The 24,336-nt window shown below is 43.4% G+C and carries 20 protein-coding genes; 12 read left to right on the top strand and 8 right to left on the bottom strand.

The features are described from left to right. Window positions 1-69 precede the first annotated feature (69 nt). The 4 genes from ACT3ID_RS14765 (at window position 70) to ACT3ID_RS14750 (ending at window position 5,091) form a co-directional block, all read left to right on the top strand. A complete protein-coding gene (locus tag ACT3ID_RS14765; protein WP_491542820.1) occupies window positions 70-1,404 on the top strand; it encodes an MATE family efflux transporter in 1,335 nt (444 codons plus the stop codon). 723 nt (window positions 1,405-2,127) lie between these two features. Further along, window positions 2,128-3,237, top strand: coding sequence for a type III polyketide synthase (locus tag ACT3ID_RS14760; protein WP_491542819.1), 1,110 nt, complete (start codon window positions 2,128-2,130; stop codon window positions 3,235-3,237). Next, entirely contained in the window at window positions 3,237-3,932 is a 696-nt protein-coding gene (locus tag ACT3ID_RS14755; protein WP_491542818.1) for a class I SAM-dependent methyltransferase, read from the top strand. Before ACT3ID_RS14760 ends, ACT3ID_RS14755 begins: the two co-directional genes overlap by 1 nt. Then, window positions 3,925-5,091, top strand: coding sequence for an FAD-dependent oxidoreductase (locus tag ACT3ID_RS14750; protein WP_491542817.1), 1,167 nt, complete (start codon window positions 3,925-3,927; stop codon window positions 5,089-5,091). The genes ACT3ID_RS14755 and ACT3ID_RS14750 overlap by 8 nt, the downstream gene beginning before the upstream one ends. A 5-nt stretch (window positions 5,092-5,096) precedes the next feature. Here ACT3ID_RS14750 and ACT3ID_RS14745 read toward each other — a convergent pair whose 3' ends face one another. Both ACT3ID_RS14745 and acnA read right to left on the bottom strand, forming a co-directional pair. After that, entirely contained in the window at window positions 5,097-6,269 is a 1,173-nt protein-coding gene (locus tag ACT3ID_RS14745) for a histidine kinase dimerization/phosphoacceptor domain -containing protein (RefSeq protein WP_491542816.1), read from the bottom strand. A gap of 157 nt (window positions 6,270-6,426) precedes the next feature. Further along, window positions 6,427-9,147: an aconitate hydratase AcnA gene (acnA, locus tag ACT3ID_RS14740; protein ID WP_491542815.1), complete on the bottom strand. Its 2,721-nt coding sequence runs from the start codon at window positions 9,145-9,147 to the stop codon at window positions 6,427-6,429. A 237-nt stretch (window positions 9,148-9,384) separates the two neighbouring features. On the opposite strand from acnA, the gene rplM reads away from it, so the two are divergent. The 7 genes from rplM (at window position 9,385) to smc (ending at window position 17,220) form a co-directional block, all read left to right on the top strand. Beyond that, the gene (gene rplM, locus ACT3ID_RS14735; protein WP_491542814.1) at window positions 9,385-9,828 is read left to right on the top strand and encodes a 50S ribosomal protein L13; all 444 of its coding nucleotides are present in this window, start codon (window positions 9,385-9,387) and stop codon (window positions 9,826-9,828) included. Window positions 9,829-9,834: 6 nt separating this feature from the next. Then, entirely contained in the window at window positions 9,835-10,221 is a 387-nt protein-coding gene (gene rpsI, locus ACT3ID_RS14730; protein ID WP_491542813.1) for a 30S ribosomal protein S9, read from the top strand. 160 nt (window positions 10,222-10,381) lie between these two features. Further along, window positions 10,382-11,260 carry a 30S ribosomal protein S2 gene (gene rpsB, locus ACT3ID_RS14725; RefSeq protein WP_491542812.1) on the top strand — a complete coding sequence of 293 codons (879 nt, stop codon included), beginning with the start codon at window positions 10,382-10,384 and terminating at the stop codon, window positions 11,258-11,260. A gap of 58 nt (window positions 11,261-11,318) precedes the next feature. Further along, entirely contained in the window at window positions 11,319-12,152 is an 834-nt protein-coding gene (tsf, locus tag ACT3ID_RS14720; protein WP_491542811.1) for a translation elongation factor Ts, read from the top strand. Between the two features lie 110 nt (window positions 12,153-12,262). Next, a complete protein-coding gene (pyrH, locus tag ACT3ID_RS14715; RefSeq protein ID WP_491542810.1) occupies window positions 12,263-12,997 on the top strand; it encodes a UMP kinase in 735 nt (244 codons plus the stop codon). Window positions 12,998-13,049: 52 nt separating this feature from the next. Then, window positions 13,050-13,619 carry a ribosome recycling factor gene (frr, locus tag ACT3ID_RS14710; RefSeq protein WP_491542809.1) on the top strand — a complete coding sequence of 190 codons (570 nt, stop codon included), beginning with the start codon at window positions 13,050-13,052 and terminating at the stop codon, window positions 13,617-13,619. An 82-nt stretch (window positions 13,620-13,701) separates the two neighbouring features. Then, window positions 13,702-17,220, top strand: a complete 3,519-nt coding sequence (gene smc, locus ACT3ID_RS14705) for a chromosome segregation protein SMC (RefSeq protein WP_491542808.1) — start codon at window positions 13,702-13,704, stop codon at window positions 17,218-17,220. Between the two features lie 223 nt (window positions 17,221-17,443). Here smc and ACT3ID_RS14700 read toward each other — a convergent pair whose 3' ends face one another. Further along, complete coding sequence (locus ACT3ID_RS14700; protein ID WP_491542807.1) at window positions 17,444-17,587, bottom strand: GIY-YIG nuclease family protein; 144 nt, start codon at window positions 17,585-17,587, stop codon at window positions 17,444-17,446. A gap of 362 nt (window positions 17,588-17,949) precedes the next feature. Here ACT3ID_RS14700 and ACT3ID_RS14695 point away from each other — a divergent pair, with 362 nt between their 5' ends. Continuing rightward, the gene (locus ACT3ID_RS14695; protein ID WP_491542806.1) at window positions 17,950-19,200 is read left to right on the top strand and encodes a 4-hydroxy-3-methylbut-2-enyl diphosphate reductase; all 1,251 of its coding nucleotides are present in this window, start codon (window positions 17,950-17,952) and stop codon (window positions 19,198-19,200) included. A 68-nt stretch (window positions 19,201-19,268) separates the two neighbouring features. On the opposite strand, the gene ACT3ID_RS14690 is transcribed toward ACT3ID_RS14695, so the two are convergent. The 5 genes from ACT3ID_RS14690 to ACT3ID_RS14670 form a co-directional block, all read right to left on the bottom strand. Continuing rightward, on the bottom strand, window positions 19,269-20,282 hold the full coding sequence (locus ACT3ID_RS14690; RefSeq protein ID WP_491542805.1) for a CdaR family protein: 1,014 nt from the start codon (window positions 20,280-20,282) through the stop codon (window positions 19,269-19,271). Window positions 20,283-20,329: 47 nt separating this feature from the next. Then, window positions 20,330-20,632 (bottom strand): DciA family protein, encoded by a 303-nt coding sequence (locus tag ACT3ID_RS14685; RefSeq protein WP_491542804.1) that lies wholly within the window; start codon window positions 20,630-20,632, stop codon window positions 20,330-20,332. Between the two features lie 11 nt (window positions 20,633-20,643). Next, a complete protein-coding gene (gene recF, locus ACT3ID_RS14680) occupies window positions 20,644-21,774 on the bottom strand; it encodes a DNA replication/repair protein RecF (RefSeq protein ID WP_491542803.1) in 1,131 nt (376 codons plus the stop codon). 89 nt (window positions 21,775-21,863) lie between these two features. Next, complete coding sequence (eno, locus tag ACT3ID_RS14675) at window positions 21,864-23,150, bottom strand: phosphopyruvate hydratase (protein ID WP_491542802.1); 1,287 nt, start codon at window positions 23,148-23,150, stop codon at window positions 21,864-21,866. A gap of 183 nt (window positions 23,151-23,333) precedes the next feature. Further along, on the bottom strand, window positions 23,334-24,170 hold the full coding sequence (locus tag ACT3ID_RS14670) for a hypothetical protein (protein WP_491542801.1): 837 nt from the start codon (window positions 24,168-24,170) through the stop codon (window positions 23,334-23,336). Window positions 24,171-24,336 lie beyond the last annotated feature (166 nt).

Raw genomic sequence — 24,336 nt, 5'->3', positions numbered from 1 at the left:
TTATCTTGGAACCGATTTTTCCGCACTTTTTGCACAGTAAAAACTCATTTTCCCCAGATGCTCGCTTTTTTGAAATCAGAAAAGTATAACCTGAAAGAAGAGGCTAAAACCACCCTGAAAATTGGGCTGCCGGTTATCATTGCCCAACTTCTGCAGATGTCGATGAATTTTGTGGATACCGTCATGGCCGGAAATCTGTCGGCCGAAGATTTAGCTGCCGTTGCTGTCGGCGGGGCGATTTTTATCCCTTTCATGATGCTTGCCGCGGGAATATTAATGGCGATTACTCCTATTGTAGCACAACTGGTCGGCGGACGAAATCTGGGAGAAATTGGGACCAATGTGCGACAGGGGCTGTGGCTTAGCCTGATGCTCTCAATCCCCATATTTTTTCTTATCCGCAATCTCGAATTTGTTATGCATTTCCTCGATGTCACACCATCGATTATCCCGCTTGCACAGGGTTATTTGAATGCTATTTCCTGGGGTGTGTTTGGCGTTGCAGGCTATATGGCCCTTCGCTTTTTCAACGAAGGAATGTCGGTCACGCGACCCGCAATGTATTTTGCACTGATTGGCGTTTTTGTCAATATCATTGCCAATTATGTTTTAATGTATGGAAAACTCGGATTCCCCGAACTTGGAGCCATCGGCTGCGGGTATGCCTCGGCCATTGTTGGCTATGTTATGTTTTTGGGGATGCTTCTTTTTACGATGAAACACCCGCCCTATCAACGTTTCAATATTTTTTCATCTTTCCGTATGCCGGAATGGAGGTATTTGAAAGAAATCCTGCAAGTGGGTGTTCCGATCGGTCTTAGCTCAACCATGGAAGTTACGATGTTTGCTTTTGTAAGCCTGCTCATGGGTTCCTTAAGTGCCGTTGCAGTAGCAGGTCACCAGGTCGCCATCAACTTTTCGGCTATGACTTTTATGGTACCCTTTGGCCTGTCAACAGCCATTACTACTCGCGTAGGAAATGCCATCGGCAAAAAATCGATGAGCGAAGCCCGCCGACGTGGATATGTTGGTATTACGCTGGCTACTTTTTTTATGAGCGTTACTGCTGTCATCATGTATCTGTTTCCCGATATTATCACCAGCATGTACACGCAGGATGCCGACGTTCAAAGTGTAGCAATCGGACTGCTATATATGGCAGCTATTTTCCAGATTTCTGATGGATTGCAGGTAAGCGGATACGGAGCACTCCGAGGACTTAAGGACACAACAGTGCCAATGATTGTCAACTTTGTCGCCTACTGGATCGTTGGGCTGCCTCTTGGTTACTATCTTGGTATTGTACGAGAAATTGGACCGCAGGGACTGTGGATGGGACTCATCGCCGGCCTTACTATTGCCGCCATTCTTCATAATATTCGATTTTATCGATTGACAAAATAATCGGTGGGTTATTAATAGCAGCCATTTAAAAAGCAGAACTATCTTTCACACATTTGCGACCTGTTTCGAGAGATAGATTCGACTTCATTACACTCAACCAAAACAACACCGTTGAATGGTCTATTAGAACAGCCACAGATTAGCACAGATAGAACTGATTCAAACTGCCAAAGTAACAGTTCAGACTTGTGCCAGTTTAGGATAGATTGACAAATCAGCGAAGAGATAGCTTCCCTACCTGACGTTATTCCGAGCGCAGACGAGGAATCTATTATATCTATCTCCGAAAATAGTGCTTTTTGAGGAGGAAGTTGTACTTCCGGCCTTATTCCAATTTTAAAAAAATTATATTCTGTCTCGTTCCGTACCTCTGGTCCGGAACGCATGAAGAGACGGTCTGCGTCTTTGTTCATGAACCTGCCATTTATCCGTTCATTGCTGGCGCGGGAATTAATTCCCGCACTTCTGATTTATGCCTTCATTTTTCAACCTCATCTTGGCATGGGAAGATACTCATACTGCAATCTACCCCATTGTATATATTTTTAAAACAAGCAGAATCAATTCGGCCATTTCTTGGTATAAAGCACCAGAGAGAGATTTTTCCAAGTCAATTCCGAACGATAAGAGAGTTGCCTCTCAAAATTATATTAGGATTTCGGAATTTTTACTTCAAAATTAAAGTATTATAGGAGCAGGCTGTTTAATCCAAATCAGTGTAATATGGCAGCATATATTCAAAATATAGCCACCGTGGTCCCCGATCAATCATACGAGCAAAGTTTTTTACGGGATCGAATGAAAGAATACATCAGTGATAAAAAAATAACCGAACGCATTATCCATCGGATCTATTCCAACTCTGGCATTGAAAAACGTCACACCGTGATCCACGATTTTAATGCAAACGGCGATCCACGTTTCTTCTTCCAAAAAGATGGATCCATGAAGAATCCATCAACGGGACAACGCAATAAATTGTATGCCAAAAAAGCCAAACAGCTTTTTGTAGAATCAGCCCGGCAAACAATAGATCAAAATCCCACCGTAAAAAATGATGATATCACTCATATCATTACGGTCTCGTGCACCGGTTTTTTTGCTCCTGAACCTGGCTTTGAAATTATACAACGGCTTGAGTTATCACCTTCAACACAGCGTTTTCATATTGGATTTATGGGATGTTTTGCTGCTTTTCCGGCCATGAAAATGGCAAAAGCCTTTTGTCAGTCTCAGCCGGATGCCAAAGTACTAGTAATTTGTCTTGAATTATGCAGTATTCACCTGCAAGCCTCTGAAGGAACTGATCAGCTCATCTCTGCCTCCGTGTTTGCCGACGGTGCTGCCGGGATGATTGTCAGCAGCCACAAATCTGAACAAGCCAACAATTATGCTTTGGATAGTTTTTCAACATCCATTGCGAAAGAAAGCAAAGAGGATATGGCGTGGACCATCGGGGACACGGGTTTTGATATGGTACTCTCAACCTATGTACCCGATATTATCGAGGCAAATATTGAAGAAGCAGTACAGCCGCTGTTTGATGATTATGCCCAATCATCAGGGGAAATTGACTATTGGGCGCTCCATCCCGGAGGTCGGGCAATAATCGACAAAATACAACACACGTTTGCGCTGAAGGATAACCAGCTGTTCTCATCCCGAAAAATACTAGCCGACTATGGTAACATGAGTAGCGCAACTATCCTTTTTGTACTTGCCGATCTGCTGCAGAAACCGACAGAAAAAGATTCGGAATCAGTTCTGGCAATGGCTTTTGGACCTGGACTTACTATTGAAAGTGCTATATTAAAGAAAATCCGGGGATATTAATGCCGCTGTTTCTATCTCAACGAGATACAACCAGTCAAGAGCGGATGGATGATCCGAACTGTGATCCCGATGAACTTAGAAACACCTACCGTCAATTCAGCACAGTAAATCCATTAATTTCACAATGGCGAAGAATATACAAACAAGAAATACGTCCGCTGCTGCAAACAGATACTCCGAATACACTGCTCGATATCGGATTTGGCGGTGGTGACATCCCCATAAGATTAGCCCGGTGGGCAGCAGATGACAACCTTGATCTTACTATTACAGCCATCGATCCTGATCCACGCGCATTCAATTTTGTGCAAGAACTGGAACGTCCCCCAAATATAGAATTTCTGCAATGCAACGCATCTGACCTTGACCCGTCAAAGCAGCAATATGATTTTGTTATTTCCAACCATCTGCTACATCACTTGAACCGAGAAGAGCTTTTTGACATTCTGGAACAGGCTAAAACGCTGAGCAGTAAAGCAATAATTTTTAATGATATCCATCGCAGCGATTGGGCATATTTGTTGTTTAATTTGCTGTCGCGGCTGATATTTCGCAGCTCATTTATTACCGAGGATGGCCTAACTTCCATCAAACGAAGTTATACCTATTCTGAACTCTCCGAAGTTGCCCCGGATAATTGGCAAGTAGAATCGATGTTCCCTTTTCGACTTTTATTAATGTATCCTCATGAATAGCAGATCCGATACATACCAGGTTGCTATTGTCGGCGGCGGACCGATAGGGCTGTTCCTTGGAATTTGTCTTGAAAAAGCAGGGATCTCTTCAATAATCCTCGAGAAAAATAACACTGTTCGACCCGGCTCTCGGTCGCTGGGCATCCATCCTGTTTCACTGGAGCTCTTTCAACAGCTGGACTTTGCAGATTTATTTACGGAAGAAGGAGTCAAGATTTATAACGGTCACGCATTTGCAAATACTCGTAAACTGGGCACAATTTCTTTCAGGGATTGTCCGCAGCCGTTTAACTATATCTTAGCTCTGCCGCAACACCAAACGGAAAACCTGCTGGAGCAGAAGCTTACAGATTTTTCCTCAGACATTTTACACAGAGGAGCTGAAGTCACCGGTATTTCAGAAAAGAAAGATCACGTAGAGATCGAATACCAATCAGAAGAAGAACAGCATACTGTAAAAACTCAATATCTTGTAGGTGCTGATGGAAAAAACAGCTTTGTCCGCGAACGGACCGGCATCTCGTTTGAGGGCAAGCAGTATCCCGATACCTATGTAATGGGAGATTTTACCGACAATACGGATTTCGGATCGGACGCAGCTATCTTCCTCTGTGATGAGGGATTGATCGAATCATTTCCCCTGCTGGACAATAAGAGGCGCTGGGTAGTGAAAACACAATCATATTTTTCATCAGTCAATCGAAAAGAGCTAGAAGTACGGGTAAAAAATCGTATTGATCACGATTTAAGCAGCACTGAAAATACAATGCTTAGCAGCTTTGGCGTTCAAAAGCTTATAGCCAATCCTATAGTACAGAATCGTATAGTACTAGTGGGAGATGCAGCTCATGTAGTGAGTCCTATAGGCGGGCAAGGCATGAATTTGGGCTGGCTGGGTGCCTGGGATCTGGCTCAAAGCTTCAATGACATTTTTACAAATGGACAAGAAAAAGCTCATGTTTTTCAGCGGTTCGAAGAACGACGCAGAAAAGCAGCAATAAACGCAGGCAAGCGAGGAGAACTAAATATGCGACTAGGGCGTAAAGCAAATTTCCCTGCGTTTAGAAATAGCCTGATTTGGGCTATGCTTAACACTCCGTTGTCACAACTTATGAGACAGCTATTTACGATGCGGGGTATTGAAAAGTGGGTCATTTAAAAAAATTATTTCGGAAACTGAACGAGGAAGGTCGTACCGTTTTCAAGGCCGATATTCACATCAGCCTCCAAACGTCGTAGCAAAACATTGATAAGCCAGCCACCTGTAGATTCGGAATCTTGGAGTTTGAGTTTATCACCAATTCCCTCACCATCATCGGAAACTTCGAGGATGATATTTTCATTATCGGGCTGTATTAATTTAATCAGGATATTTCCTTCTGGTTGATTTTTAAAAGCGTGCTTGTAAGCATTCATCATAAGCTCGTTCAGTAGTAATCCACAGCTCATGGCCCGCTCAGTATCCAGGCGAATCTTATCTGCCTTAACATTTATATTGATATCCTGGGATGGATGAATTATCGTACTACCAATTTTTTCTGCCAATCGCTCGATATAGGAATCGAGGCTTATTTCACTATTTAATCCCGAATTATATAGCAGATTATGTACCTCGGTCATAGATTCGATACGGGAGCACGTTTTTTGCAGCACCTGCTTGGCATCCTCATCCTGAATTTCGCTAAACTCCATTTCGATGAGTGCCGTAATTGTAGAAAGGCTATTTTTGAGACGGTGGTGAACTTCTGTCAACATCATCTCTTTTTCCTGGAGCTGTTTCTGTGCTTTTTCCAGCTCACGTGTCCGCTCAATAGCCGTAGCAATATGATCAGCCAAAGCCTGAAACACCGGTACATCCTGATCGCTAAATCCTCTCTTATCCTGACGATTTATAGCCTCCAGCACCCCAAATATTTTCCCGCGGTTATCAACCAATGGCACACAAATAATATTTTTTGTAGTGAATTCATCAGAAAGTTCACCGGCAAATATGTCACTTTCTTTGGGTTTATTGGTATAAAAGGGCTTTTCATTCTCAATTACCCATCCTCCAATTCCTGCTCCTTTCTCAAGTCGTTCTCCCGTTATCTCCTTCTTAACAGGTCCTGTTGGCAAGCTTACAACAAGTTCACCTGTAGATTCATCGATGAGCATTAAAGAGCTTGCTTCTGCATTCATTACATTTTGCACCACTCTTAAACTTTTTTGTAATAGTGAGCGCAGCTCTACGGCCCCATTGAGGGTGCTTATATTTTTTAATAATACCTGGAAATTGCTGCTGGTTTTTTCGTCATATAGCAGATTTTTTTCAACCTGGCCTTGATTCGAAAGTGCCATATTTATTTCGCTTGATAAAGAATTTGCCTAATAATTTTTCGCTAAAACAATTTATATATTTAATATTTTTCTTACATAAGTAAAAATAAATTATTCAAAATTAAAAAGGCCCGGCTATTCAGCCGGACCTAAGAACAATTAAAACAAGAAGATACTGTTAGCTTTTTACCTGCTTTTCTGTTTTATAATAATCGCGCAAGACATAGTGTAGAATGCCACCATTGCGATAATAGTCTATTTCGACAGGTGTATCGATGCGGCAAACAGCCTCAAACGAAATTGTTTCACCAGCTTCGTTCCTGGCCTCTACCTTTACCAACTGGCGCGGTTTCAGATCATCCGTAAGATGGATATCAAATATTTCTGAACCTTCCAGACCTAATTTATCCGCCGATTCACCATCTTTAAACTGCAGCGGCAAGACGCCCATACCCACCAGATTCGAGCGGTGAATACGTTCGTATGATGTGGCGATAACCGCTTCAACCCCTAACAAGATAGTACCCTTGGCTGCCCAGTCACGGGATGAACCAGTACCATATTGATCGCCCGCCAAAGCAATCAATGGCGTATCGTTCTCTTTATATCGCATGGCTGCATCAAAAATAGTTGTCACTTCTTCATCAGGGAAATAGGTTGTATATCCACCTTCGGTGCCCGGTGCCAACTGATTTTTGAATCGCACATTCGCGAATGTACCGCGCGTCATAACGCGATCGTTTCCGCGACGTGATCCGTATGAGTTGAAATCTTTCGGTTCAACTCCACGCTCCATCAGGTATTTTCCAGCGGGACTGTTAATGGGAATATTCCCGGCCGGTGAAATGTGATCAGTTGTAATTGAATCCCCAACTTTAACCAGCGCGCGAGCACCATTGATTGAGGTAATAGGATGGGGATTTTCGCCCATATCCATAAAGAAAGGCGGCTCCTGAATGTACGTTGATTCCTCTTTCCATTCATAAAGCTCTCCACCACCTACAGGGATTTCATCCCATTCTTCTGATTCGAAAATGTCTCCGTACTGCTCTTCGAATAGCTCAGGACGAATCGCGCTGTCGAGATGCTCGGCAATCTCTTCTGAAGTGGGCCATATATCTTTTAGATACACATCGTTGCCATCTTTATCTTTACCAATTGGCTCATGCTCCAGATCTATATCCACAGTTCCAGCCAGGGCGTAAGCAACAACCAGTGGCGGCGACGCCAGATAATTGGCTTTTACATAGGGATGGATACGTCCTTCAAAGTTACGATTACCCGACAGTACACCGGCAACAATGAGATCCCCTTCTTTAACAGCACTTTCTACTGCCTGGGGTAACGGACCAGAATTACCGATGCAGGTTGTGCATCCGTAGCCCACCAGGTTAAATCCGAGACGATCCATATAGTCAGTGAGTCCCGCCTCTTCGAGATATTGCGTAACCACGCGCGATCCCGGTGCGAGAGAGGTTTTTACATAAGGAGGCACTTGCAATCCTTTTTCCAACGCTTTTTTCGCTACAATACCCGCACCCAACATCACGCTCGGATTTGAAGTATTGGTACAGGATGTAATAGCAGCAATCACGACATCACCATGCTCCATCTCAATCTCCTGACCGTTCTTAAAGGTCCCTTTGTTAGCAAGCTTTTCTTGTGCCAGGTTAAAGCCCATGGTGGGATCATCACTCGTAAGACTGCTTTCGAATGTTTCCTTCATATTGGGTAGTGCAATACGATCATGCGGCAGTTTTGGTCCTGCCAATGAAGTTTCCACATCGCCAAGATCAAGCTCCAGCGTATCGGAAAATTCAGGATCGGGCGTATCATCAGTCCGATACAATCCCTGCTCTTTCATATAGCGCTCGACCATTTCTACATGCTCTTCGTCGCGACCAGTGCGGCGCATATAACGCATAGCTTCCTCATCCATCGGGAAAAAGCCCATTGTCGCTCCGTATTCCGGCGACATATTAGCGATAGTAGCGCGATCTGGAAGGCTCATGTTACTAAGTCCGTCACCATAAAATTCAACAAATTTGCCAACAACACCGTGCTTACGCAACATTTGGGTAACCGTCAGAGTTAAATCCGTAGCTGTAATACCTTCCCGCAGCTTACCGGTCAATTTCATGCCCACAACTTCGGGGATTAGCATATGGATTGGCTGTCCCAACATAGCGGCTTCGGCTTCTATACCGCCTACGCCCCATCCCAGAATGCCAAGTCCGTTAATCATTGTCGTGTGCGAATCAGTACCGACCAATGTATCAGGATAGGCTATAACAGTACCATCCTCTTCAGTACGAGTAAACATTCCCTTGGCCAAATACTCAAGGTTTACCTGGTGAACGATTCCTCGTCCCGGAGGCACAACTCTAAAATTGTCAAATGCTTTTTGTCCCCACTTCAAAAACTCATAGCGCTCTCGATTTCGCTCAAACTCTTTTTCAACGTTGTGCATAAAAGCATATTCCTGCCCGAACTCATCAACTTGTACCGAGTGATCGATCACCAGATCGACAGGCACCTGCGGATTAATAGAAGTCGGATTCCCGTCCATACGCTCCATAGCAGAACGCAACGCAGCCAAATCAACGATTGCCGGCACGCCGGTAAAATCCTGCAGCACTACCCTAGAAGGTTTAAAAGGAATTTCTCCCTCCGGATTTTTGGCATTATAATTTGCCAGCTTCGTAACATCATCCTCAGTAATGGTGTAACCATCATTTTCACGAAGCACCGATTCCAAGAGTATTCGAATCGTAAAAGGTAGCTTGCTAATATTGCTATAACCCAAATCTTCTAATTTTTTAAGGCTAAACAACTTGGCTTTTCCGGCTCCGGTATCAAATGGGATTTTAGTCTCTAAAAATTTATTCTCTTTATTCATGGGTTTACTATTTTGACAGACTTAATTTTAGCGCACCTAATTTACGGATTTTTGACTCAATTTCATACATGAAACTCTTTAATAAAATGAACTGGACATCTGTATTTCTGGTTTTAACAGGCTAAAAAACAACAAAAAGCAGAAATAAAATTTTAATTACTCTACCATTGCAAATGGATTCAAATAAGCCTATTTTTCGAGACTTCATGCAAAAGCAATTTTAAACAACTTTTAATCGTGGACACTAACAGTTACAAGACCTACTCCCCAAAAGCGAGCGATATTGAAAAGAATTGGGTTCTTGTTGATGCCGAAGATCATGCTCTCGGAAGAGTAGCCTCTAAGGTGGCAACATTGTTGCGAGGTAAACACAAACCTCAATATGCCCCACATATGGATACCGGGGACAATGTTGTTGTTATTAACGCCGAAAAGGTAAAATTGACCGGCAACAAATTAAAACAGAAAGAATATTTTCGCTATACCGGACATCCCGGTGGTGAACGTTTTACTTCAGCTGAAGAAATGCTGGAGCATCATCCTGAGGAAGTTATCAAGAAAGCCATAAAAGGCATGTTGCCAAACAATAAACTGGGCAGCAAACTGATGACGAATGTCAGAATTTATGCCGGACCGGTTCATGAACAAGAAGCACAACAACCAGAAAAAATCGAGCTTTAATAACGAATGGAACAGAAAAATTTCATCGGAAGAAGAAAAACTTCTACGGCGCGACTCTATATTCAGCCCGGGTCAGGTGAATTTGTTGTAAACAAACGACCGCTGGATGAGTATTTTTGCACAAAAGCACATCGCAACCTTGCGACTTTGCCGCTCGAAGTTACCGAATCTGAAGGACAATTTGATATCAAGGTAACGGTACGAGGCGGAGGAATCACCGGCCAATCCGGTGCTATTCAGCATGCGCTGGCCCGCGCTCTTGATGACCACAACGAAGAGTGGCATGATGTATTAAAAGCGCACGACCTGCTTACACGTGATGACCGTATGGTTGAGCGTAAGAAGTATGGTCAGCCTGGTGCTCGTAAGAAGTTCCAGTTCTCCAAGCGTTAATATTCGCACGTACGTTTTCTTTTTCCACAAAATCACAATTATTCTCAATCACACATATGCAGAGACTCAGTGCGCCGAGTGCTTTGTCCACATTCCGTGAGACAGGGTTAGCGCCGGGGATGACCTGCATAGAGGACTAACTCAAAAATAAATCAAATCTATGCCTACTACACCTGATCTAGAAGAACTATTGAAATCCGGTGCCCACTTTGGGCATCTTACCCGTCGATGGAATCCCAAAATGAAGGATTTCATCTTTATGGAACGTAACGGGATTCACATCATCGACCTCAAAAAGACACAAAAGTTTTTCCAGGAAGCACTGGATGAAGTCACCAAACTTGCCCGTGCCGGAAAGACTATTCTTTTTGTAGGAACCAAAAAGCAAGCACAAGATATTGTCAAAACCGAAGCCATCCGATGCGGAATGCCTTATGTAACGCATCGCTGGCTGGGCGGTATGCTTACCAACTTTACCACGGTTAAGAAGAGTATCTCCCGAATGGAGGAGATCGACCGTATGAGTAAAGACGGTACGTTTGAAGACCTTACGAAGAAAGAAGCACTCATGCTTGAGCGAGAGCACGACAAGCTGGAGCAAACACTTGGCGGCATTGCTAATATGGGACATCTGCCAGGAGCAGTTTTCGTTGTTGACACGATCAAAGAGGATATCGCAGTTAACGAAGCCGTTAAGCTTCATATTCCAATTATTGCAATGGTTGATACGAACAGTGATCCCGATATTCCGGATTACATTGTGCCATGCAATGACGATTCAGCCCGAAGTATTCAGCTGATTACTTCTAAAATTGCAGATGCTGTTATTGAAGGTAATGCGCAGCGCGAAGCTCACAGCGATGAAGAGATGCTGGAGCAAGCAGCTCAGGATGCTAAGAAGGCTGAAAAAGAGGATATAGAAGTACAAGAAAAAGTTAAGGCTACAGGCAAGCGCCGTCGTCGCAAGAATAAAAAAGAGAATCAGAAAGAAGCTCAAGAGAGTTCTTCTGAAGAAAGCGCTTCCGACGAAGAAGAATAAAACATAGCATTCTCTATTATTAACACAGAACTACAAAATTAAATAGCGTAACTCCACAATGAGTATTTCAGCAAAAGACGTAAAAGAACTACGCGAACAGACCGGAGCCGGCATGATGGACTGTAAGAATGCCCTGCAGGAGGCTGACGGCGATTTTGAAAAGGCTACTGAAATTCTGCGTAAAAAAGGACAAAAACTTTCCGAGAAACGAGCCGACCGAGAAGCAAATCAGGGACTTGTTGTAACCCGCGTCAGTGATGACGGATCAAAAGCTGTTGCGCTGGAAATCAACTGCGAAACAGACTTTGTAGCTCGTAATGAGGATTTCCAGGATCGAGCACAGCAATTCCTGGATGTCGCTTTTGAAAACGAAACGGAATCGGTTGATGAACTCCTTCAAACAGAAGTGAACGGGCTTACTGTAGAAAACCATCTGAAAGATATGGTAGGCAAAATCGGTGAAAAGATTAAAATCAACCGGGTTGTACTGGCCAAATCTGATGGTCACTTCATCTCCTATATTCATCCAGGTAACCAGCTGGGTGTACTCGTTGAATTCGAAAACAGCATTAGTGATGAAGAAGTCGGAAAAGATATAGCTATGCAAGTAGCTGCTATGAATCCAGTAGCTGTAACACGAGATGGCGTTGACAGTTCTATGGTGGAAAAAGAGCTTGAAATTGCCAAAGAGCAACTTCTGGAAGAAGGCAAGTCTGAAGAAATTGCCGAAAAAGCAGCACAAGGCAAACTCCGGCGTTTCTATGAAGAAAATGTTCTGCTGGAGCAGAAATTCGTAAAAGATAACAGTATGTCTGTTAAAGAGTATCTCGAAAAAAATGATACTCCGCTGGTGAAGTCGTTTCATCGACTTCAACTTGGCGAAGATTCCTAATATGATTCGCAAAAAAGGCTACCAATTCGGTAGCCTTTTTTTTATGCTTAAGGGATTACAGAAAAAGCATTTCCAAACATCGACAATTTAGGATTAAGAAAGGTACTAACGTGGCAAAAGATTACAAACGAATTCTACTTAAAATAAGTGGAGAAGCTTTACTAGGTGAACAGGGACACGGGATTGATGGGGATGTCCTCACGCAGTATTCTGAAGAAATTAAATCCGTCCATGATGAAGGCTATGAGGTGTCTGTTGTAGTGGGCGGCGGTAATATCTTCCGTGGCGTGAAAGGAGCTACCGAGGGTATGGACCGCGTGCAAGGTGACTATATGGGTATGCTGGCAACTATGATCAACAGCATGGCCCTGCAGGATTCTCTTGAACGTATGGGCGTTCAAACGCGATTGATGTCAGCTATCAGGATGGAAGAAATTGCCGAACCGTATATCCGGCGGCGTGCTACTCGTCATCTCGAAAAGGGACGTGTAGTCATCTTCGGAGCCGGAACCGGTAATCCTTATTTTACAACAGATACAGCCGCATCACTGCGAGCTATTGAGATCGAGGCCGATGTTATTCTCAAAGGAACGCGCGTAGATGGTATTTTTGATTCCGATCCTGAAAAGAATCCCGATGCTGAGAAGTTCCCAACCATAACCGGCGAAGAAGTACTCAGCAGAAGGCTTGATATAATGGATATGACAGCCTTTACGCTTTGCCGCGAAAATGAAACGCCTATTATTGTTTTCGACATGAATAAGGTCGGTAACCTCAAGAAAGTCCTGAACGGTGATAGCAGCGTTGGCTCTAAAGTAGTTTGGGAAGAATCCCAGATTTCTTAAATTCATTTTTAGCTTTTCAACCTAAAAACGACGATCAATAAATTTAGGGATTATGATACCATCAGAGTTACAGACGATTATTGATAGTACCGAGAAAAAAATGGCCGAAGCTGTTAAATATTATAAAACAGAACTTTCTCATATCCGTGCCGGAAAAGCCAAACCTTCTTTGCTGGAGGGCGTTAAAGTTGATTATTATGGATCAAAGACACCGCTTAATCAACTTGCCAGCGTAAGTGCTCCGGAAGCACGGCTTCTGACGGTTCAGCCTTTTGACAAATCAGCCCTGGAAGATATTGAAAAAGCTATTATGTCGGCCGGACTAGGGTTAAATCCCAACAATGACGGTAACATCATTCGTGTACCACTTCCCATCCTTTCTGAAGAACGCCGTAAAGAGTTGGTCAAACGGGTTAAGGAATTAGCTGAAGATGCTCGCATTTCGATCAGAAATTCACGGCGCGACGCTAATGATGAAGTTAAAAAGAAGGTCGAGCAAGAATCACTCCCTGAAGATTCCCGCTATGAAGCTGAAGAAGAGATTCAAAATTTGACCGATAAATATACCGAGCGTGTCGATACTCTTTTGGAAAAGAAAGAAGAAGAAATAATGACGGTGTAGCGCTCAAAACCAAATGACAAAATCCAAATATCAAAATCAGTTAAGCTTTGTAATTTGAAGCTTGCCATTTGGAAATTAATACATGTATATATCTGAACTTGAACTTCAGGGATTCAAAAGCTTTGCCTATAAGACGAATGTTTCGTTTGATAAAGGCATCACTGCTATTGTAGGTCCCAATGGCTGCGGCAAGTCAAACATTGTGGATGCCATGCGGTGGGTGCTTGGCGAACAGCGTCCTACCCTCCTCCGCTCTTCGAGCATGGCCAATGTCATTTTCAATGGTACAGCCAAAAAGAATGCCCTGGGCATGGCCGAAGTTCAACTCACTTTTGTTAATAATAAAGGTCTGCTGCCAACAGAATATAACGAAGTAACCATTGGACGGCGGCTCTACAGATCCGGTGAAAGTGAGTATCTTATCAACGGTACCTCTTGTCGTCTTAAGGATATCACCGAGCTGTTTATGGATACCGGTATGAGTTCGGACGCCTATTCGGTGATTGAGCTAAAAATGGTTGAAGAGATTCTGGATGATAAAAACAATGATCGCCGCAGACTTTTTGAGGAAGCGGCTGGTGTAACCAGTTATAAAGAAAAGCGCAAGAAGACATTCCGCAAGCTTGACGAGACGCAATCCGATCTACAGCGTGTCGAAGATATTTTAGTAGAGGTTCGCAAAAAAGCGAATTCGCTCGAAAAGCAGGCTGAAAAAGCAAAAAAGGCCAAAGAATATAAAAAAGAACTTGAGCATCTTGACAAAGCGCTGAATAAGCACGAGTATCAACAAATACAAAAAGAGCTGGAACCTCTGAAAGAGCGAATTGAAAACGCTGACAAGGAGAAGAAGGAGATTCTGGCCAAGGCTGAAAAACTTGAGGAAGAGGCCGAAGAAGCCCGGGAGACACTCAACGAAAAAGAGAAAAAACAGTCGGAAGCTCAACGACGCGTAAGTCAGTTACATTCAAAGATTCGCGACACTGAAACAACGCTCGAAATTACACGAGAAAAAATAAGTAATGAAAAAAGCGTAATTGAGCAGTACACCAAGGACATTGAACAAAGCGAGAAAGACCTTAAAGATCTGCGCGAGGCTTTTCAGAGCAGTCAAAAGAAGCTGGAATCTTTTGGTGATGACCTGGAAAAAGCCGAACATAATCTCGAGAACTCCCAGGAACGATATTCTGAAATTCAGCGGGAGTATTCACAGGAACGGGAAGCGTTGAGTAAGCTGGAACGGGAGTTTTCACAAGCCAACCAGGATTTAAACGACCTGCAGACAAAGCGGATAAAAATTGAGTCGCGTCTGGAAAATACCGAAGGCGATCTGATACGTATCCGCGAAGAAATTGAGGATCTTGAAGATGAGATCATGAACTTTCGCGGCGAAAAGAAGCTGGTGCGGGAAAAGTTCAATAAGGCGAAAGAAAAGCGCGACGAACAGCAGGAAAAACTGCAAAAAGACCGTCAAAAGCGCGAAGAACTGAATAAGCAAAAGGATACGCTTAAAGATCAGATCCGGAGTCACCAGAGCAAACTCGACTCCGTTACTTCTGAAATTGAACTACTGCGTGATATCGCCAATTCTAATGAAGCATTCCCGGGGAGCGTTCAGTTTTTGCTCGAGGAATACGCGGATGCGTTTCCATTGTTGGACGTAGTATCGAATGTCCTCTCTACGGATGAAGAACACGCTGTGGCGCTCGAAGCTGTTTTATCTGAGACGCTCAACTATGTGGTCGTAGAAACACTGGAGGATGCTCACAAGGCTGCTAAGCTGCTAAAAGAAAACGACAAAGGAAGAGCAACATTTATTCCGCTGGACCAGCTCTCAGATTCATATGAGGTGTTAGGGAACTCGCTTGCAGACCATGTTGAATGTGATCCTGAATTCAATTCGCTGAAAGAATTGTTACTCGGGAATGTCTGTGTATTCGACTCAGTCGACGAAGCTTATAACTCCATAGACGGAGGTCAAACAGGCGTAACACTGGATGGTGAGGTAATAACGAAACATCAATTTTTGCAGAGCGGAAGCAAGAATAAAAATGCCGGTATTCGGGTTGGGCTGGATGACAAAATTTCGAAGCTTGAAGAAAAGTCGGAAGCAATCACAGCTGAAATTCAAGAGTCTCAAAATGAACTAGAAGAAGTCCGTCGGCAGTACGACTCCATAGATTTACAAGCTACTGAACAAGAGCTTAAGGAGAGAGAACAGCAGGTCCGTGAGTTTGAAAATAAGATCAGCAGTTTTGAGCAGAAGATTGAAATCTATCAGCAGAATATTACCGAACTGAATAATCGCCGCGAATCGCTGATTAATAACGAAGACAGTTCGAAGGAAGAACTCGATAAATTGCAGCCGAAGCAAAAAGAGCTGCAACAAAAGCTGAAGGATCTTCACGAGCAGCAAGAAGGAAAAAAGGAAACGCTCAAGGAGCTGGAAGAGGAGCGGTCAATTGCCCAAAGCCGATATAATGATGCCCAGCTGAAGCATCAGGATCTGAAGAATAAAGTTGAAAATCATGAGCGCGATATTAAGCGCGCCCAGGACGGCATCAAGAATCTTAAAGAGCGGCTGAAAAATCGTTCGGAAAAGACGGAAAAAGCTAAAGAACGCATCCAGAAATATGAGTCGTCGATTGAGCAGCTAGAAGATAAACTGGAGTCGCTCAAAGAGAAAAAACAGGAAGCTGACAAAGCGCTTGAGGATGCAGAAGAATTGGCAGGTAAACAACGTGGACGTATCAACCAAATAGAGAAGGACCTAAAGGAGGTCCGGCGCCGTAAGGAGGTGAATATGGAGCTCGTGCACCACCTTGCGATGTCGAAGGAGAAGTACGAGATGCAGATCGAAAACTTCTCGGACCACATCTGGGAAACGTATGGTATCTTGATGGATCAGATCGACAAAGAGCTTCCTGAAGATACCGATCCAGAGGAAGCCAAAGAGCGTATTTCATGGCTGCGAGAAAAGCTTAAAAAGATCGGTGAAGTAAATCCGCTGGCGATCGAGGAGTATGAGGAGGAAAAAGAGAGGCTCGACTTTTACGAAGAACAGGTTGAGGATCTATATCAGGCCGCGGAAGAACTGCGCGAAACCATCAATGAAATTAATAAGACAGCGACAGAACGTTTTAATAAGACCTTTGAGAAGATCCGCAAGAATTTTATTAAGGTTTTCCACACGCTTTTTAATGAGGATGATTATTGCGACCTGGTTATCGATGAAGAGGCGGAAGATCCGCTGGAGGCTAAGATCGAGATAAAGGCAAACCCAAAGGGTAAGCGACCTTCTACGATTAACCAGCTTTCGGGTGGTGAAAAGACGCTGACTGCCATTGCGCTTCTTTTTGCTATTTACTTGGTGAAGCCCTCTCCTTTTTGTGTGCTTGACGAGGTAGATGCGCCGCTTGATGATGCCAACATTGAGCGTTTTGCTGATATGATTCGCAATTTTAGCGAAGAAACGCAGTTCATCATCATTACGCACAATAAGAAGACGATGAGTAAGGCGGAGATGATGTATGGGGTGACGATGCCGGAGACGGGAATCAGTCGCCTTGTGGGCGTGAAGCTTGATGAGGTTGCGGAGGCTTAGGCTATAGTATGAGTATTGAGAACAATTAACCGAATGAAAGCGAATATTGGCGGTATCTGGAAGAAAGTAAGTCGGAGCGCTGCTTCGACAACTTGATAGTCGAATTTGCAAGCCGTCCTGTTATTTGGTGATGTAGCCTTCTCTTTTAGCTCACCAAAATCTATGCATAATTTCTCATAATTTGCTTACAGATCCTGAAACAAGTTCAGGATGACACGGAGCATTAACTTCTAATTTCATCCCATAAATCTTTCATGCTAGGATTTGATTGTTTGATTAGATTTATTTTCCATTGATGATGCCAATTCTTTAACTGTTTTTCTCTCTGTATTGCGCGATCAATATTGGGATATTCTTCAAGGTACATCAAAAACTTTACATTATATTTAGCTGTAAATTTAGCACCTTCTCCCGCTCATGTTTACCTATCCTATATAGCAGATCACTAGTTACACCCACATATAACACATTTCTGTTATAGTTAGCTAAAATAGATACATATCCGATTTTACCAGATGAATTACGATACGCCATTTAAAAATGTGTCTTTTATAAGTAAGACCTTAACGGGGTTAATCTTTACATCAAAAAACTCGTGTCATCCTGAACTTGTTTCAGGATCTGCTGCTAATAATTTGTTAGAAGCTTTGAATAAAACCACCTCCGTAATCCTGATATTTCGACCACTTCTCCGTATATTCCAAGGTTAAGTTAAATCCAGCAGATATTATGGCTCGCAAGAAATTCGACATTCCTGAAATTTATCAGTCGCCAATCATTCAAAAGGTTAAAGACGCCAATAAAGTTACGGATCCGCGAAAAAAAGATCTTGAGCCGAGCGTCCTCGATTTTGGTCCGGTTCGTTTCTATGTACCGCGTCATTTTGGCTTCTGCTATGGCGTTGAAAACGCGATCGACATTGCCTATAACACGGTCGAAGAATATCCGGATAAGGATATCTATCTGCTGAGTGAAATGATTCATAATCCCACGGTAAATGAAGACCTGCAGGCACGCGGAGTTAAGTTTTTATTTGAGACTAATGGCACCGAAGTCATTCCGATCGAGTCGCTGGATGAAGATGATATTGTCATAGTACCGGCTTTCGGTACAACGCTGGAGATCCAGGAAAAATTGAAAGAGCAAGGGATCGATCCTTACCAATACAACACAACTTGTCCATTTGTAGAAAAGGTTTGGCGGCGGGGTAAACAGCTTGGCAAAAAAGGTTATTCGTTGGTCATTCACGGCAAGCATCGCCATGAAGAAACGCGCGCCACCTTCTCACACAGTGCCAACCATTCGGAGTGCGTTGTGCTCTTAAATACCGAAGAAGCCCGGATCTTAGCTGATATCATGACCGGTGATCGACCGCAATCTGATTTTGAAAAATACTTCGGTCATAAGAGCACCGAGGGATTTGATCCTGAGGAAGATCTCAAGCATTTTGGCGTGATCAATCAGACGACGATGCTGGCTACTGAAACGGAAGAGGTAATGGAAATCCTCAAACAAGCGGCGATTGAAAAATATGGAGAAGCCGATATTCTCGATCATTTCGCCGACACATCGGATACGCTATGCTATGCTACTAATGAAAACCAGTCGGCAACGCTGGCCCTGGCCGAGACCGATGCTGATCTTTCTATTGTAGTCGGCGGCTATAACTCATCAAATACGATGCACTTGGTAGAAATACTGGAGAAGGCGTTCCCCACCTATCACGTGCGGGATGCCGAAGAGATAGATTCTCCCCAAAAAATCAGGCACTTCAATCAGTGGGATAAGGAGATTAAAGAGACCGTGGATTGGCTGCCAACAGATAATACGCCGGTAGATATCGGGATTACTTCAGGTGCCTCTTGTCCGGATGTATTGGTTGACGAGGTTATTTTGAAGATCCTCAAGTATTTTGACAATACCCGACCGGTTGAGGAAATTATCAAACCTTTTGAAGAACAGTTAGAAGAAGTGGCGTAATTCTATGATTGGTGACTGGTGTTTGCCCCTTTCAACTTACACCGAGTTTAAATATTTGATTACGTTAGCTATTCACTATTATTTCCCAAAATCGTAAAGTATGCGATGCGGCGCGGCTGGTAAGATCGTATTCTGATATGATAATTCTCCACAGACTTCTCAATTTGGGGAATTACAAATCCGCTTGAATCCTCTAGAATCTGGTTATAATCAATATACGCATTAAACGGAGATTCATCCTGCACTTCGTTATACTCTTCGATTGGAACATCATATTTGATAGTTATGGAGGAAGGACTAAAACTAATCATCCGGTCCTGAGGAAAATTCCGGGTGCTTAAATTTACTTTCACCTCTCCCTCTGTAAACTGGGCTACATTGATCTGATAAGTGACTGTGTTTTGTGATAATTGTATAAGGTTACTCGACGGTTGCAAAGGAATATCACGAGTCAAATCACCTGATATATGTCGAATATGTACCGAATCAGTCGGCCATTCATCGATATCCTCAATCAACGATGCGGCACCATTAATATTTATGCTGTCCGGTGTTATTCGGGCTGAATCCAACATTCCGAATTGTTGAGCAAAAGATAGTTCCACATTGGAGCGTACCGGTACTTTTTTAGACACACGGTCTTCGAGCTTTACAGTAAGAATGGAAGGCTGCACTTTTTGTATCTCGACACCAAAAGCATTCATTTTCTGTTGGGCCTGATCATACAGATTCACTTCGGATTCACTTACATCAATATTTATGTTGGGCGGATTATTATACAGATTAATCAGCTTCCATCCCTCTGCAGCAACACTCACAGTAGCCGTCTCCGGCAGGTCTTCAACCAGGGCCTTGTCTGTTGGAACCGATCCAATCTGGATAGGAATATCAACATTAAGGTTATAATCTACACTAAGATTAACCATCAACCACAGGCAAAGTGCCAAAATAAGCGAAACGAGAAAGACGATGATTCGCTCACGTCCCATTACGGCGATGTCATCCTCATCTGATTTTTTGATGAGGTAATCCCACCACTCCGCAATTTTCTCTTTTATTTCTTCAGTCCTGGAAGTTTCCATATCTATTCTAACAAATATATGCGCATATCAACTCCATGCAATAGTCATCAGGAACGAACCACGATTTCGTTGATAATCTTCTCGTCCACTTTATCATTTAGCTTTTTGGCAATACTAAATCGCTTCATGTGTATCTCTTGCCGCCAGGCAGGATTTTTTACATGCACAATCAAGTTGCCGCGTTCAAAGTGGACATTCTCGGTTTGTTCGGCAATGCGTTCGCCCACGGTTTGCTCCCACAGCGATAAAATCATTCCGCGCTTCAGTCGCTTACGATGCGGATAGTTCTCCAAAAAATTTTTCAGGGCATCTTTCAGCGGTTTAGGAGTATTTGATCGAAATCGTCCCACAGTATAAATCCTTAATTAGTTTGCATTACGCTTCCCTGGTCCACTTCGTACTTCCGATTTTTGTCGCCATCAAACGTCAGGTAGTTATTAAAGGGGATCGGGTTTGCCGCTGTTACAAACGTCTGACCAGCATGCTCCACTAATGCATTGAGCAGTACATCCGTACGCTGGGCATCGAGATCGCCAAAAACATCGTCCAGCAGAAAAATTGGCAAATCATCCAGTTCATCTGAAAAATACAAAAGCTGGGCCAGTTTCAAAGCAAGAGCAAACAGCCGGTGCTGCCCCTGCGAGCCATACTTGCGCAATTCGAAATCATCCAGATAAAAAACAATTTCATCGCGGTGCGGACCAATCAACGTCAGCTCACGCTCAATTTCGCGGTCCAGTTCAGCTTCTAACTCAGTCTGATAGCGCTCGCGGATCACTTCCTCATCCTCCGACGGCTCGCAAAATGTCTGATACTCCAGGTGCGGTTCATGACGCATGCCGGAAATCACCTCATATTCTTTGGCAAGATAATCCTGAAACTTATTGAGTACCTCCGTGCGTTTAGCCACAATTCGAGCGCCGTATTCCATAAGCTGTATATTCCACGGCTCAAGATAAGCAATTAAAACTTCCCGACTGCCACGAAACTCCTGTAATAATTTATTCCGCTGCTTGCGCGCTTTTCTAAAATCAAGCAGGTCCTGCAGGTAGCCGGGTGAAATCTGGCTGATAAATGAATCAATAAACGAGCGTCGTTCTTTGGGCCCCTCACTGGTCAGCTTTTTGTCGCCGGGCGACAATACCACAACCGGCACCATGCCGATCAGATCGGACAGCCGGTCGAGCGGACTTTCATTAACAAAAATTTTCTTTCCTTCACCGCGTGAATAAGAACAGCCCACATCAAAACTGGAGCGGATATTACCTTCAAAATGTCCTTTAATCATAAAGAAGGTTGCATCCTGATTAACCACATACCGATCGCTGCTGGATACAAAGCTGCGGCTCATACAAAGGTAATGAATGGCATCAATCAGGTTTGTTTTACCGGATCCATTCTTGCCAACAATAACATTCATATGCGGAGCCCACTCCACTTCAGTCTCTATATGATTTCTAAAATTTTGAAGCTTCAGGCTCGTAATTCGCATTTATAATATTTAGTAACTGCACCTCCAAGAGATACAAATAAATTAGGTCGACGGCGTCAAAACCGTTTTGTATCTATTTCTGTACGTAATCAAAATCCAAAAACATCGCTGCCCAGGAAGATTGCATTTTCGCCGAGCTGTTCTTCAATCCTAAGCAACTGATTGTATTTGGCAATGCGGTCGGTTCGACTCATCGATCCCGTTTTTATCTGTCCCGCATTCGTCGCCACAGCAAGGTCGGCAATCGTTGTATCTTCGGTTTCGCCCGATCGATGTGAAATTACGGCCGTATAATCATTTTTGTGGGCCATCTCGATGGCATCCAGCGTCTCGGTAAGGGTACCAATCTGGTTTACTTTTATCAGGATGGAGTTAGCCACGCCCTGTTTTATGCCTTTGGCCAGCCGCTCTGTATTTGTCACAAAGAGATCATCGCCAACCAGCTGTACGCTGTCGCCCACCGCATCGGTAAGCTTTTCCCAACCGTCCCAGTCATCTTCATCCAACGCATCTTCGATAGAAACAATAGGATACTTATCTACCCAGCCGGACCAGAATTCTACCATCTCTTCGCTGCTGCGTTCACTCCCGTCACTCCAGCGGAATTCGTATACCTCTTTTTCAGAATTGTAAAATTCGGCTGTAGCGGGATCCAGTGCAATTACAACTTCATCACCAGGTATGTACCCGGCCTTTTCAATAGCATCTATGATCACTTCCACGGCCTCTTCATTGGAATCCAGATCGGGAGCAAAACCACCTTCATCGCCTACGGCAGTGCTGTAATTTTTATCGCTCAATACCTTTTTAAGATGATGGAAAATCTCCGATCCTACACGGACCGATTCCGAAAATGTCGGAGCACCGACGGGCATAATCATAAATTCCTGCAGATCGACATTGTTATCGGCATGTGATCCCCCATTAATAATATTCATCATCGGCACGGGTAACACTTTCGCATTCACTCCGCCAATATATCGCCAGAGTGGAAGTTGCATAGCATTTGCTGCTGCATCGGCAGCAGCCAGAGATACTCCCAGGATTGCATTCGCACCCAAATTCCCTTTGTTCTCGGTACCGTCAATCTCAAGTAATGTATTATCAATTTCTACTTGATTATAAACTTCTTGGCCGCGCAGCTCATTGTTTATAACAGTGTTTACATTTTCTACCGCACCGGTTACCCCCTTACCAAGATAACGATCCGATTCAGAGTCGCGCAGCTCGACCGCTTCATACTCACCAGTCGAAGCACCTGAAGGAACGGCCGCGCGTCCCATAATATCATTTGTTAAAATAACATCCACTTCTACTGTGGGATTCCCCCTTGAATCGATGATTTGTCTACCAATAATTTCTTCAATAAAGCTCATCGTATCTGTTTTTTATTTAGCAGGTAAAATTTATAGGCAAAGGTACAAGGTTTTCGTTTATCGATAAAGGGAAATGAAAGGCAAAAGATCCACGTTTCAAGATGCAATAATTAAGAGATTGTAGTTTAATTTCTTAAAACGGGCAGTCGTGCATCATGAATCCTGCGGCCTGCATCCTGGAAATCACCACATGCCGCCAAACGTGATTTTTATCTGAGGCGTACCAAAATGTTTCTGTGCATCATAGAAAGACCTTCTTTCGCCTTCTACCTGTTCAACAGGGAATCCATCTTCATTGTAACCGTATGGCCTGTATGGCTCCATGATTTGTAATCCGGGATCGAAGTAGTAGAAGAAATATCCGAATTCAACGGTTGTACGAGTACCAAATTCTCTACCGATATCAACACCTATTTTGATTTCACCGTTAAGTCCCCATTTACTTTCAGCATTACCCCATCCCGAAAAGAAATCATTTACACCTTCTACAGGCACAAGAAATCCCTCTGGAGTAAGTCGAAAATCACGAAACCCGTTTGGGTTATTGTTATCCCGCAAATAGGGTATTAACAGCGCCATAGCGGGACCACCGGAAGCACCCACAAAAAAACGTAGATTATCTTCTACTTGCCTGGGAAAAATACGTTGCTTTATACCAAGCAGGAAAGGAAATCCAAAACCCCGCTTATACTTGTTTGGGATGATCTGCTGACCGGTAAGAAAACTTTGGAAATTCTGCTCACTCACATCACGGATACCAGTAATACCTGCATGAAGCGTTATCTCAGTGTAGGGAGCTATAACACGTCCGTATGATCCCCCGATCCCAAAACCGAAATTATTGACCATGACATCTACTCCAAAACTGTTATGATATCCTTCAGATAAGGGAGTTCTCGGTTCATCTATACTCACTACCTCGGGTTCTTCCAGCTGAGCATATGCTGTATTCACTGCTAAACCCGATAGCAGCACAAATATCACGATCAAAAAATATGGAGAGCTCGATTTTCTTTTCATGTGGGGACTTTTTGCTCTATTTATATTCAATTTTGAAACATGATTTAGGGGCTTATCCGTTCAGTAACAAACAAATTATAAAGAATTTTACTCATCTATATATAAATTATTATATATCTACATCTAAATTTGACTCTGAGTAAAGAAAAACTTTTATTCAGGCTCT

Source organism: Fodinibius sp. GM108, from assembly GCF_058386985.1.
Note: the sequence above shows the minus strand (reverse complement) of the source record. Positions and strands in the feature narration are given on the sequence as shown.